The organism is Streptomyces sp. NBC_00210 (assembly GCF_045160975.1).
Classification (GTDB): Bacteria; Actinomycetota; Actinomycetes; order Streptomycetales; family Streptomycetaceae; genus Streptomyces.
Genome location: NZ_CP108120.1, coordinates 7485122 through 7497684, shown reverse-complemented (window position 1 = coordinate 7497684; position 12563 = coordinate 7485122). Strand labels below are relative to the sequence as shown.

The window sequence follows — 12563 nt, the reverse complement described above, 5'->3', positions numbered from 1 at the left end:
GGCCGACCGGTCGGCGGGCCCGGCTAGCTCGTTGACTGGCCCGGCTGACTCACCGTGGTTGCGGTGGCGGCCCGTTCCGTGGTCTCGGTGAGACCCGGGCCGGGCCGTCCGGCTGTTGCCGTGCCGATCGCGGTGAGTACGGCGAGAACGGCGGCCAGGCCCGCGGTGGCGAGTGCGGCCTGCCAGTCGACGTCGAAGAGGTTTGTCGCACCAGCTGTCAGCACGGCGACCAGGGACTGGGCGAAGGTGCGCACGGCGCGCTCCGCGGTGGCTTTCCAGAAGTCTGCGGTGAACATGTACTGGACATACTGCGGAACGCGCCGTAGCGACAGACCCGGCGGCGGAACTGGCTCCCGGCCTAGAACGCGGTCGCCGCCAGCCAGGCGTCGAGAACGGCGCGGTCGCCACTGATGCCGAAGCGCGCCTCGTCCGCCCGGAGGCGTCCGTACACGAGCAGCAGCAGATCGCCCGCCGTCGCCTCCACGGCCGCGGACGCCTCCCGCTCGCTCTTGGTCCAGGAGAAGCCGTCCTCGCCGAAGCCGATCGTCCAGGCGGCGCCGGTGTCCGTGGCCGTCAGCCGGACCGAGCCCTGCGCGAGAGCGGCGACCGGCTCGGCGATCCAGGTGTAGTACGGCAGGTTCTCCAGGAACTCCTCGATGCCGTCGGCGGCCGTGCCCGCCGCGATACGCGGATCGAGACCGAGGGCCAGTTCGGCGTCGGCGAGATGGACGACGGCTTCGAAGAGCAGCCGCCGCGGGTAGAAGCGCACGCGCTGGTCGGCGCCGTGGGACCACATCGGGGTTTCGGGGTCGACACTGCGCAGGGTCCGCAGCGTGACCTCTGCGCCGCGGGCCAGCCACTGCGGATACGCCGCCGGGTCCTCGGGGAGTTCGAGCGGGACGTCCCGCGACCAGACGCGCTCGGCGGCCCGGGTCCGTACGAGATGTTCCATCCAGCGGTGCGTGGTCCCGTGGTGCCTGACGAGGTCGGCGAAGGTCCAGCCGGGGCAGCTCGGCACGGGCGTGGCCGGATCCACGTCCCGTACCGTCTCGACAAATCGCTTCTCCAGCTGCTCGATGACGTCGCAGTACAGCTCGTGCTGATCGTCGTCGAGGCCGAAGCCCTCGGGGATGCGCAGCAGATCGTCCCGCCAGGCGCCCTCGGGCTGGCGCGCGGCGGCCCGGCGCACCAGCAGGGCGAGGGTCCGGCGGTCGGCGGGCGGGAGCCGGTCGAGGAGATAACCGGTCGTCTCCAGCCATTTCACCGCGGTGTCGGGGTCGAGAACATCGTCGTCGCAGGTGTCGATCGTGGTCACCAGATCGGCCAGTGCCTCGGCCAGGGCGTTCAGCAGTGCGTCACTCACAGAGCTCCCCTCCCGGTACGGAACCGAGGGACCTTACCGCGCGGTACGATCTCTCCGCCATGGAGATGAATGCCAGTTACACCAGTTTTGTCGCGGTCGGCGATTCCTTTACCGAAGGCATGTCCGATCTGTTGCCGGACGGTTCGTACCGCGGCTGGGCCGACCTGCTCGCGGGCCGGCTGGCCGCCGGTGCGCCGGACTTCCGGTACGCGAATCTCGCCGTACGCGGCAAGCTCATCGGCCAGATCGTCGACGAGCAGGTGGCCGCGGCGGCCGCCATGCAAGCCGATGTGGTCACGCTGGTGGGCGGGCTCAATGACACCCTCCGGCCCAAGTGCGACATGGGACGGGTGCGCGGGCTCCTGGAGGAGGCCGTGGAGAAGCTGCGACCGTCCTGCCACCAGCTCGTCCTGATGCGCAGCCCGGGCCGCAACGGCCCGGTGATGGAGCGGTTCCGCCCGCGTATGGAGGAGCTGTTCGGATTCGTCGACGAACTGGCCGCCCGGCACGACGCCCTGGTGGTCGACCTCTACGGCTCCGAGGTGCTCGCCGATCAGCGGATGTGGGACGTGGACCGGCTGCATCTGACGGCCGACGGGCACCGACGGGTCGCCGAGGCCGTCTGGCAGACGCTCGGCCTGGCCGCTGAGGACGACTGGCAGGCGCTGCTGCCGCCCGCGGTCCGCCCGGGCTGGGCGGCGCGGCGGGTCGGCGATCTGCGGTTCGCGCGCACGCATCTGGGGCCGTGGATAGGGCGCCGGCTGACGGGCCGCTCGTCGGGCGACGGCCGGCCGGCCAAGCGGCCCGAACTGCTCCCCTACGAGCCGCCGTCCCTCTAGGCGCGGCACCGGGCGCGGGCCCGGCCCCGTGCATCGCCGCTCTCGTAGCAACGTACAAGCCGGGCCGCGGCGCTGGCCTGCAGAAACCGCCAGTAGAATCTCGACACGTGACTGCCGTTCCTGCGAAGCCTCGCATCCCCAATGTCCTGGCCGGCCGCTACGCCTCCGCGGAGCTCGCCGTCCTCTGGTCCCCCGAGCAGAAGGTGAAGCTGGAGCGTCAGCTCTGGCTCGCGGTGCTGCGCGCTCAGAAGGACCTCGGCATCGAGGTGCCCGAGGCCGCGATCGCCGACTACGAGCGGGTGCTCGACCAGGTCGACCTCGCCTCGATCGCCGAGCGCGAGAAGGTCACCCGCCACGATGTGAAGGCGCGGATCGAGGAGTTCAACGCCCTCGCGGGCCATGAGCAGGTCCACAAGGGCATGACCTCCCGCGATCTGACCGAGAACGTCGAGCAGTTGCAGATCCGGCGCTCGCTGGAGCTGATGCGGGACCGCACGGTCGCGGTGCTCGCCCGGCTGGGCAAGCTCTCGGGCGAGTACGCCGAGCTGGTCATGGCCGGCCGCTCGCACAATGTCGCCGCGCAGGCCACCACGCTGGGCAAGCGTTTCGCGACCGCGGCCGACGAACTGCTGGTGGCGTACGGACGCCTCGAGGACCTGCTGGGCCGCTACCCGCTGCGCGGCATCAAGGGCCCGGTCGGCACCGCGCAGGACATGCTCGACCTGCTGGGCGGTGACACGTCGAAGCTCGCCGAGCTGGAGCAGCGCATCGCCGGGCACCTGGGCTTTGCGAACGCCTTCACCTCGGTCGGCCAGGTCTACCCGCGCTCCCTCGACTACGACGTGGTCTCGGCGCTGGTGCAGCTGGCAGCGGCGCCGTCGTCGCTCGCCAAGACGATCCGGCTGATGGCCGGGCACGAGCTGGTCACCGAGGGCTTCAAGCCGGGCCAGGTCGGCTCCTCCGCGATGCCGCACAAGATGAACACCCGCTCCTGCGAGCGCGTGAACGGCCTGATGGTCATCCTGCGCGGCTACGCGTCGATGACGGGCGAGCTGGCGGGCGACCAGTGGAACGAGGGCGACGTCTCCTGCTCGGTGGTGCGCCGCATTGCGCTGCCGGACGCGTTCTTCGCGTTCGACGGGCTGCTGGAGACCTTCCTCACGGTGCTCGACGAGTTCGGCGCGTTCCCCGCCGTCATCGCCCGTGAGCTGGACCGGTACCTCCCCTTCCTCGCCACGACCAAGGTGCTGATGGGCGCCGTACGGGCCGGGGTGGGCCGCGAACTCGCGCACGAGGCCATCAAGGAGAACGCGGTGGCATCGGCGCTGGCCATGCGTGAGCAGGGTGCCGAGCGCAATGAGCTGCTCGACAAGCTCACCGCGGACGAGCGGATTCCGCTGGACCGGGCGCAGCTGGACGCACTGATGGCCGACAAGCTGTCCTTCACGGGCGCGGCGGGCGACCAGGTCGCGTCGGTCGTCTCGCGCATCGAGGAGATCGTCAAGCAGCACCCGGAGGCCGCGGGCTACACCCCGGGGTCGATCCTCTGACTCCCGAAGAGCTTGAGGCCGCCCGCGACCGCATCGTTCCGGATGTGGTCGCGGGCGGTCTTTCCGTGCTGTTCTGCGGTATCAATCCCGGCCTGATGACGGCGGCGACGGGCCATCACTTCGCCCGCCCCGGCAACCGGTTCTGGCCGGTGCTGCATCTGTCGGGCTTCACGCCGCGTCAGTTCAAGCCCGCGGAGCAGCAGGAGCTGCTGGGCCTGCGGCTGGGCATCACCAATGTGGTGGCGCGGGCGACGGCGCGCGCCGATGAGGTGAGCGACGAGGAGTTCCGCGAGGGCGCACGGCTGCTGACGGCGAAGGTGGAGCGGCTGCGCCCGCGGTGGCTGGCGGTCGTGGGCATCACCGCGTACCGCACGGCCTTCGGTGAGAAGAAGGCGAAGATCGGGCCGCAGGAGCGGACGATCGGAGATTCGCAGATCTGGGCGCTGCCCAATCCCAGCGGGCTCAATGCGCACTGGACCGCACAGACGATGGCGGAGGAGTTCGCCCGGCTGCGCACGGCGGCGGAGGACGGCTCGCACTAGGGGGTGTTCCCCTGCCAGATGCGGGCGCGCGGGCCGGGTGCCGGCTAGGGCGGGTCCGTTTCGGTGACCACGGCGAGCAGTTGGGACTCGGCCAGGCCGATGCCTATCCAGCGGCCCTCTGTCCTCCACAGATGCAGCCAGCCCACCAGCCGACTGAGCCGCAGCCATGGTTCCGGCAGGTCTTCCTCCGCCGCGTCGCGCAGTTGCGTACTGGCGAGGCTGAACAGATCCGGCTCGCCCCAGCGGTCTGTCAGCCCGTCCAGCAGGTCGTCGTGCTCGACCACGCGCTGTTCCCCCTCGGCGGTCGGGTCGATGTCACCATCGCCCTCCCCGTCCCCGTCCACCCCGTCGCCGAAATGCCCGTTCAGCTCCGCTATGTGAAATCCGGGGCCTTCTGTGCCGACGTCCGAAGGGCCGAACTCCGTGGGGAAGGCCCGGGAGCGCAGCAAGTCGATGGTCTCGAGGTGCCGTGCGGTGGTCATGCACCCAGTAAACCGGCCCTCACTGACAATTGGCTCCCCGTCAGAAGGCCGAGCGACAGCGGGCTGCCCACGGTTGGCCGAGATCGTGCACGCCGTACAACCAGCGAGTACGATCCGGCAGATACGCGCTCGAGCTGGAAGGACACACAGTGGGGCAGCTGACCGGCGGAGACCCGTCGCTGCTGCGGCGGATCAACTCCGCGGTGGTACTCCATGCACTGCGGGGCGCGGACTCCCCCACGCTCACGGATCTGACTCGAATCACCGGTCTGTCCCGGCCGACCGTCGAGGGTGTGATCGAAGGGCTCATCGAGGGCGGACTGGTCGTCGAGAGCGTCCCCGAGGAGGGCGGCACGCGCCGCCAGGGACGCCCGGCCCGCCGGTTCAGATTCCGTGCCGAGGCCGGCCATCTGCTGGGTGTCGAGATCGGCGCGCACCGGGTCGCCGCACTGCTGTCGGGTCTGGACGGGCGCATCATCGGTGCCGGCTCCAAGGATGTGTCGGAGACGGCCTCCGCGGACGAGCGGCTCGAGCGGGTCCGGCTGCTCGTCGCCGATGTACTGCGCCGGGCGGGTGTCGCGCGCAGCAACCTGCGGGCCGTCGGAATCGGCTCCCCGGGGATCGTCGAGGCCGATGGAACCGTACGGCTCGGGACCGCGCTGCCGGGCTGGACCGGGCTCGCGCTCGGCGACCGGCTGCGCAGGTCGTTCCGCTGTCCTGTGCTGGTCGAGAACGACGCCAACGCCGCCGCGGTCGCCGAGCACTGGAAGGGCGCCGCGACCGAGTCCGACGACATCGTGTTCGTACTGGCAGGGCTCAGCCCGGGCGCGGGTTCGCTGATCGGCGGCCGGTTGCACCGCGGCTTCGGCGGCGCGGCGGGCGAGATCGGGGCGCTGCACCTGCTGGGCCGTGAGGCGACCCCGGAGAGGCTGCTGTCGACGACGGACGAGCCGCTGCACCCACTGGACGAGCAGGCGGTGGCCGTTGTCTTCGCCCACGCCAGGCAGGGCGACCCGCGAGCGCAGGCCGCGGTCGAGCGGTTCATCCAGCGCCTGGTGCACGATGTGGCTGCGCTGGTGCTGGCGCTGGACCCGGAGCTTGTGGTGATCGGCGGCTGGGCCGCGGGGCTCGACGGCGTACTCGATCCGCTGCGCGACGAGCTGTCCCGGTACTGTCTGCGTCCGCCGCGCGTTGCGCTGTCGCTGCTCGGCGAGGCGGCCGTGGCCACGGGTGCGCTGCGCCTGGCACTGGACCATGTCGAGGAGCAGCTCTTCGCCGTCGAGGGGACGGTGACGGCCCGCCGCTGAGCAGTGCTCGGTGCGACGGGCCGTACGACTGAGCGGACTGGCTCAGGAAGCGTGGCGCTGCTGGCCGGAGCGGACTCTCAGGAAGCGCGACGCTCCTGGTCGCCGTGGCTGATCTCCAGATCGCCCGAGTCCCCGAAGGTGAGGCGGCAGGTGTCGGCACGGTAGGTGGCGACCGAGACGGCCGCCGTCCTGCCCCCGGAGAAGTACCGGGTGGTGACGACCAGGACGGGCGCGCCCGGCAGCCGGTCGAGTTCCTTGGCGTCGTCGGCCCGTGCCGAGCCCAGCTCCACCGCGCGGTCCTGTCCCTCGAACTCGAGCCGCTGGAGCTCACGCAGTACGGCGCGGGCGCGGGCGGGCCCGGACGGCGTGTCGATGGCCGTGAGCTCGGGCAGGGACGAGGCCGGAATGTACAGCAGCTCGGCCGCGACCGAAGTGCCGTGGCTGACGCGCAGCCTGCGGACGGAGTACGTCTCCTCGTCGGCGTCGCTGTCGGTGTCGAGCAGCCGCGCGACCGCCGTCGGCGGCACCATGGTCGTGCAGTCGACAGACTGCCAGGCGTCCTGTCCGGTGCCCGGCCAGGCCTGCTGGGTGGTGGAGACATCGACACCCATGCGCGGCGGGGCGACGGTCGTACCGACGCCGCGACGGCGCTGCAACCGGCCCTCGAGTTCGAGCTGTTCGAGCGCCTGACGGAGCGTGGCGCGGGCGACTCCGAAGCGAGCGGCCAGATCGCGCTCGTTGGGCAGGATCTCCCCCACCGCGAAATCAGAGTCGAGCGCTTCGCCGATCACGGTCTTGAGGTGCCAGTACTTGGGCTCCGGCACCGATTCCAGCTGCGTGGTCCCCACCCTGATCCTCCGCAATCGCCTTGTCAGCGGCGGCTATTCCGCGCCCTTGTTTATTAAAGGTTCCTGCACTAACCACTGCGACCATAGGGCGGCACTCCCCCTTGGTCAAGACCAATCCTCTGCCGGTCACACAGCGAAACCAAGTGGTTTCGCAGAGCGTTCACAAGCCGTTCGCGCCCCCGTGAAACACAGGTAGCACAAGACCCCGCGTCCTCGCGGGACACAGGGTCTGACGTGCGACGAAAGTGGCCGGATAGGGGCCCGCCACGCCTCGGCCAACGAGGCGGGTTCGGCGGGGTTGCGCAAGCCGCGGAGGCAGTGCCGGGCGGGTGCGGCGCGCGGCACACGCTCGAACGGCGCTCCCCACTTGAACTGGAAGCTACTGAGCGGTAATTGTTACTGACGAGCCGTCTAGGTCCTGTCCGGTCGAGCAGGCCGGATCAGCGAGTGGGGGTTCCCCACGCCCCCAGGGCGTAGGGGGAGGGTCTGGCGTGGTGCATCGCAAGGCGGAGGAGGGAGTCGACGCGGAGCGTCGGCGACTGACGACAACGCAGCGAGGTGCCGTGCCAGGGCACGCGAGCCCGGCAAGATCGGCCGGACAGGACCTGAAGCGTATTCACGTGGGCGATACCAGGGAGCAGCAAGCATGGCCGCGAAGATCTCGTTCTCCATCGAAGTCCCCGAGGGCAGCCACACGCTGTCCGTCAGCTACGAGCGTGCGGGCAAGGGTGAGCCACTGCTGCTTCTGCATGGCATTGGGCACCACTGGCAGGCCTGGGAGCCGGTCATGGGCATCCTGGCCGCGGAGCGCGATGTCATCGCCATCGACCTGCCCGGCTTCGGCACGTCCCCGGCGCTGCCCCAGGGAGTCTCGTACGACCTCACCACCGTGGGCTCGGCCCTCGGCGCATTCTGCGAGGCGCTGGAGATCGACCGCCCCCATGTCGCGGGGAATTCCCTCGGCGGGCTGCTCGCCCTGGAGTTGGGCCGGGAGAAGCTCGTACGGTCGGTGACGGCGCTGTCGCCCGCCGGCTTCTGGTCGCCGGGCGAGCGGCAGTACGCCTTCGGGATGCTGCTCACCATGCGGCGCGCGGCGCGGGCGCTGCCGCTGCCGCTGATCGAGGGGCTGTCCCGGTCGGCAGCCGGACGGGCGGCGCTGACCAGCACCATTTACGCACGGCCCGGACGGCGTTCACCCGCAGCGGCCGTCGCGGAGACCCTCGCACTGCGCGCTGCCACCGGTTTCCACCAGACGCTCGCCGCGGGCCGCGACATCGTCTTCGCCGACGACATCCCCGATGTGCCCGTCACCATCGGCTGGGGTATGCAGGACCGGCTGCTGCTGCGCCGTCAGGGCATCAGGGCCAAGCACGCCATCCCGGGGGCGCGGCTGGTGCGACTTCCCGGCTGCGGCCATGTCCCCATGAACGACGACCCCGCGCTCGTCGCGCGCGTCATCCTGGACGGCAGCCGCTGAGCGCCTGCTGAACATGCCCGAGCCGAGCGCCGCGCCCGCCCCGACCAGGACGCCGCCCACCGCCTGGGCCGGACCGAACGTCCCCGTGCCGACGAGAGGGGCGGTCAGCGCGGCGGCGACGGGGATGAGGCCGGTGAAGAGCGTGGCGCGCTCGGCGCCGATCCGCTGCAGGCCCATGTACCAGGTGACGAAGCCGACGACGGTGACGACGGCCGCCTGCCACAGCAGTGCGAGCGTCTCCGCCTGGCTGGGCGTGCGCACAAAGCCCGTGCCGTCGAGGACCAGGCCGAAGACTGTGGACTCGACGGCCGCGACGCCACAGACGGTGGCGGTGAGCAGCCTGGGGCCGAGCGGGCGCAGCACCGGGGTGGCCAGCACGGCGAAGCCGACCTCGCCGGCCAGCGCTCCGACCGACCAGGCGATGCCCACCGCGTCGGTACGCCCCCACCCCTGCACCGCGAAGGCCCCGGCCGCCACGAGCAAGGCCCCGTACAGCACCGGCCGAGCGGGCCGACGAGTGTCCAGAAGCGGTACGAGCACGGCGACGATGACGGGTGCGCAGCCCACGAACACTCCCGGAACGGCAGGCTCCGAGGTGCGTTCCGCGGCCAGAATCGCCAGATTGAAGCCGACCATGCCGACCGCGGCGAGCAGGGCGAGCCGTCCCCACTGCCGGCCGCCCAGTGCGCGCAGTCGGGCCAGTGCGGCCGTCCGGGTATCGAGCAGCGGCAGCAGGAGCAGACCGGCGAGGGCGTAGCGCAGGGCCTGGCCGCCCGCGTAGGGGTAGTCGCCCAGGACGCTGTTGGCGGTGAAGGAGGCGCCGACGAGGGAGTAGGCGAAGGACACGAGGACGACCCCGCGCAGTGCGCCCGCGTTCACATGGTTCATGCAGCCGACGCTATGGAGTGGAGCGGTCCCCTTTAAGGTCCACTTTCATGACGTCATCGGGGACCAATCCGACGGCCGGCGGGCCGTCCTGGAACGCGGCCTGGGAACTGCTGCTGCCCGCGGCGGCCGCACCCGCCCGGCAGCGCGGCCGAGCGCTCCAGTCCGCCCTGCGCGACGCGGTGAGAACGGGACGGCTGGCCGCGGGCACCCGGCTGCCGTCCAGCCGTGAACTCGCCGCCGATCTGGGTGTTTCCCGCGGCCTGGTCACCGAGGCGTACGAGCAGCTGACGGCCGAGGGGTATCTGCGCAGCGACCGTGGCGCGGGCACCTGGGTCGGGGACGCGGCCCGCGCCGCTGTGCGCGGGGCGCGGGATCTGGCGCCCCGCGCCCCGGGAGCGCTGGTGGACTTCCGCCCCGGGACGCCCGATCTCTCGCTCTTCCCCCGCGCCGCGTGGGCCGCCGCGCACAAGTCCGTGCTCACCCGGCTGCCGCACCACTCGCTCGGCTATCCCGATCCGCGCGGACTCCCCCAACTGCGTACCTCGCTGGCCGCGTTGCTCACCAGGCGACGCGGTGTGGTCGCCGATCCCGAACATCTGGTGGTGTGTTCGGGCGTCGCCCAGGCGATGACGCTGCTCGGTTTCGTACTGCACGGGCATGGCCTGCGGACGGTGGGCACGGAGGATCCGGGGAGCCCCGAGCATGCACCACTGTTCGCGGCGGCCGGGCTGACCATGACTCAGCTGCGGCTCGACGGCGAAGGACTGGCGACCGGGCCGCTGGCGGCGTCGGGCGTACGTGCGGTGGTGACCACTCCGGCCCACCAGTTCCCCACCGGAATCGCCTACTCGGCGCAGCGTCGCGCCGAACTCCTCGGCTGGGCCAGGGCCGTGGACGGACTGATCGTCGAGGACGACTACGACGGGGACTTCCGCTACGACCGGGCCCCGGTCGGCGCCCTCCAGGGCCTCGACCCGGAGCGCGTCGCGTACACGGGATCGGTCAGCAAGTCGCTCGCTCCGGGGCTGCGGCTCGGCTGGCTGGTCGTGCCGTCACGCCTCGTCGAGGAGGTCGTGGAGCGCAAGCGCACCATGGATCTCGGCAATCCCGCCCTCGGCCAGGCGCTTCTCGCCGACTTCATCGACCGCGGCGGTTACGACCGGCAGTTGCGCCGCTGCCAGCGCGCCTACCGGGAGCGGCGGGACACGCTTGTCGGCGCCCTTTCGGAGCACTTCCCCGGGGCCGAGGTCAGCGGCATCGCGGCCGGTCTGCACATCATTGCGCGGCTGCCCGAGCGGTACGGACCTGAGCGGCGCTTCCAGGAACGCGCCGCCGGGGCCGGCGTGGCGGTGCGCCCGCTGGCCGACTATCGGGTGGCCCAATCCGAGGACTCCGGCGTGCGGCTGGTCCTCGGGTATGCCCATCTGGCGCCGTCAGACATCACGCGCGGGGTGCGGCTGATGGCTCGGGCAGCGGTGAACTGACTGAGTCCTCTCGGTCGTTGGACCAGCCGGGCACGCACAGGACCAGCCGCCGTTGATCCTGCGTCGCACGGCGTGGACCGGTTGTTCACGTGAGGTTCGCGCACCGGCCGCGGCGGGGCGCTAGGCATGGCTCGGCACACCCGCCCGACCTGCCCCTGGAGGCGCAGCGATGTCGCAGAGCCCGCGGATATCGTCCCCCGACCGCCGTTCCGTACTGCGTGGCACGGTCGCCGCCTCGGCGGCGCTGGCCCTTCCCACCCTGGCGACGGCGCCCGCCCTGGCGCTGTCCGGCCGCCCGGGCGCCGCCTGGGGTGTGCAGACCGGCGATGTCACCGCCTCGTCCGGCCTGGTGTGGGTGCGCTCCGACCGGCCGGCGCGGATGATCGTGGAGACCTCCGCGACCGATTCCTTCCGCCGGGCGCACCGCTGGCACGGCCCGCTGCTGGGATCCGGCACGGACTTCACCGGTACGACGTCGCTGCGCGGGCTGCCCGCGGGCGAGCAGGTGCACTACCGGGTCACGCTGGCCGACCCCGACGACCCGCGGCGTACCGGAGAGCCGGTGTACGGGACGTTCCGTACGGCTCCTTCGAAGCGCCGCGAGGGCGTGCGCTTTCTCTGGTCGGGCGATATCGCGGGCCAGGGGTGGGGCATCAACCCGGACATCGGCGGCTACCGCGCGTATGAGGAAATGCGGCGTCTCGACCCGGACTTCTTCCTGTGCAGCGGCGACACGGTCTACGCGGACGGTGTGATCCAGCCCAGCGTGACACTGCCGGACGGCCGGATCTGGCGGAACATCACCACGGAGGAGAAGTCCCACGTCGCCCAGACGCTGGCCGACTTCCGCGGCAACTTCCGCTACAACCTGCTCGACGAGAACGTCCGGCGTTTCAACGCACAGGTGCCGACGGTGGTGCAGTGGGACGACCACGAGGTGCGCAACAACTGGTACCCGGGTCAGATCCTCGACGACCCTCGCTACACCGAGAAGAACGTGGATGTGCTCGCACAGCGCTCGGTGCGGGCCTTCGGCGAGTACTTCCCGATCTCGACCCTCCATGCGCCCGGGCGCGAGGGCCGCGTCCACCGAGTGGTGCGCTACGGGCCGCTGCTCGACGTCTTCGTACTCGACATGCGTTCCTACCGGAACGCCAACTCCCCCGGCCGGCAGGCGGACGACACGCAGGGCATCCTCGGCGCCGAGCAGCTCGCCTGGCTGAAGCGAGAGCTGTCCCGGTCGCGCGCGGTGTGGAAGGTGATCGCCTCCGACATGCCGCTGGGGCTGGTCGTCGCGGACGGTGCGGCGAACTTCGAGGCGGTGGCACAGGGCGATCCCGGCGCGCCGCTCGGACGCGAGCTGCAGATCGCCGAGCTGCTGCGGTACATCAAGCACAGCCGGATCACGGGCACGCTGTGGCTCACGGCTGATGTGCACTACACCTCGGCACAGCACTACGCCCCGGAGCGGGCGGCGTTCAAGGACTTCGCACCGTTCTGGGAGTTCGTCTCGGGCCCGCTGGCCGCCGGCGGCTTCCCGGCCAATGCGCTCGACTCCACCTTCGGCCCCGAACGCGTCTTCGTCCGGGCACCGGAGCGGGCCAATGTCTCGCCGATGGAGTCCCCGCAGTACTTCGGCGAGGTCGACATCGACGGCGCCAGCGGAGAGTTGACGGTGCGGCTTCGGGCCGAGGGCGGAACGGTCCTGTTCAGCAAGGCGCTCCAGCCGGGCCGCGTCGGCCAGTGACCCCGTCGCCCGGGGCCTGAACTCTCCTTGCCCCCG

At 71.2% G+C, this 12563-nt stretch carries 11 protein-coding genes and 1 pseudogene; 7 read left to right on the top strand and 5 right to left on the bottom strand.

Going from position 1 to position 12563, the window contains the following annotated elements; genetic code table 11:
* Positions 1 to 23 precede the first annotated feature (23 nt).
* Both OG729_RS33960 and OG729_RS33955 read right to left on the bottom strand, forming a co-directional pair.
* Positions 24 to 296, bottom strand: a complete 273-nt coding sequence (locus OG729_RS33960; RefSeq protein ID WP_360870669.1) for a holin — start codon at positions 294 to 296, stop codon at positions 24 to 26.
* Positions 297 to 358: 62 nt separating this feature from the next.
* Positions 359 to 1363: a maleylpyruvate isomerase family mycothiol-dependent enzyme gene (locus OG729_RS33955; RefSeq protein ID WP_405809741.1), complete on the bottom strand. Its 1005-nt coding sequence runs from the start codon at positions 1361 to 1363 to the stop codon at positions 359 to 361.
* Positions 1364 to 1422: 59 nt separating this feature from the next.
* On the opposite strand from OG729_RS33955, the gene OG729_RS33950 reads away from it, so the two are divergent.
* The 3 genes from OG729_RS33950 to mug all read left to right on the top strand — a co-directional run bounded on the left by OG729_RS33950 (position 1423) and on the right by mug (position 4294).
* Positions 1423 to 2202, top strand: coding sequence for an SGNH/GDSL hydrolase family protein (locus OG729_RS33950; protein ID WP_405809740.1), 780 nt, complete (start codon positions 1423 to 1425; stop codon positions 2200 to 2202).
* A gap of 107 nt (positions 2203 to 2309) precedes the next feature.
* The gene (gene purB, locus OG729_RS33945) at positions 2310 to 3752 is read left to right on the top strand and encodes an adenylosuccinate lyase (protein ID WP_405809738.1); all 1443 of its coding nucleotides are present in this window, start codon (positions 2310 to 2312) and stop codon (positions 3750 to 3752) included.
* Positions 3749 to 4294 (top strand): G/U mismatch-specific DNA glycosylase, encoded by a 546-nt coding sequence (gene mug, locus OG729_RS33940; protein ID WP_405811378.1) that lies wholly within the window; start codon positions 3749 to 3751, stop codon positions 4292 to 4294. The genes purB and mug overlap by 4 nt, the downstream gene beginning before the upstream one ends.
* A 44-nt stretch (positions 4295 to 4338) precedes the next feature.
* Here the strand turns inward: mug and OG729_RS33935 are convergent, their stop codons facing one another.
* Positions 4339 to 4776, bottom strand: coding sequence for a hypothetical protein (locus OG729_RS33935; protein WP_405809737.1), 438 nt, complete (start codon positions 4774 to 4776; stop codon positions 4339 to 4341).
* Between the two features lie 149 nt (positions 4777 to 4925).
* Here OG729_RS33935 and OG729_RS33930 point away from each other — a divergent pair, with 149 nt between their 5' ends.
* A complete protein-coding gene (locus tag OG729_RS33930; protein ID WP_405809735.1) occupies positions 4926 to 6083 on the top strand; it encodes an ROK family transcriptional regulator in 1158 nt (385 codons plus the stop codon).
* A gap of 77 nt (positions 6084 to 6160) precedes the next feature.
* On the opposite strand, the gene OG729_RS33925 is transcribed toward OG729_RS33930, so the two are convergent.
* Positions 6161 to 6931 carry a GntR family transcriptional regulator gene (locus OG729_RS33925; RefSeq protein ID WP_360870653.1) on the bottom strand — a complete coding sequence of 257 codons (771 nt, stop codon included), beginning with the start codon at positions 6929 to 6931 and terminating at the stop codon, positions 6161 to 6163.
* Positions 6932 to 7577: 646 nt separating this feature from the next.
* Between OG729_RS33925 and OG729_RS33920 the strand changes: the two genes are divergently transcribed.
* A complete protein-coding gene (locus OG729_RS33920; RefSeq protein ID WP_360870650.1) occupies positions 7578 to 8408 on the top strand; it encodes an alpha/beta fold hydrolase in 831 nt (276 codons plus the stop codon).
* Between the two features lie 36 nt (positions 8409 to 8444).
* On the opposite strand, the pseudogene OG729_RS33915 reads toward OG729_RS33920, so the two are convergent.
* A pseudogene (locus tag OG729_RS33915) lies at positions 8445 to 9296 on the bottom strand (DMT family transporter); the annotation flags it as partial.
* Between the two features lie 47 nt (positions 9297 to 9343).
* Between OG729_RS33915 and OG729_RS33910 the strand changes: the two are divergent.
* Complete coding sequence (locus OG729_RS33910) at positions 9344 to 10780, top strand: PLP-dependent aminotransferase family protein (RefSeq protein WP_405809733.1); 1437 nt, start codon at positions 9344 to 9346, stop codon at positions 10778 to 10780.
* A gap of 169 nt (positions 10781 to 10949) precedes the next feature.
* Positions 10950 to 12527, top strand: a complete 1578-nt coding sequence (locus tag OG729_RS33905; protein ID WP_405809731.1) for an alkaline phosphatase D family protein — start codon at positions 10950 to 10952, stop codon at positions 12525 to 12527.
* Positions 12528 to 12563: the final 36 nt, after the last annotated feature.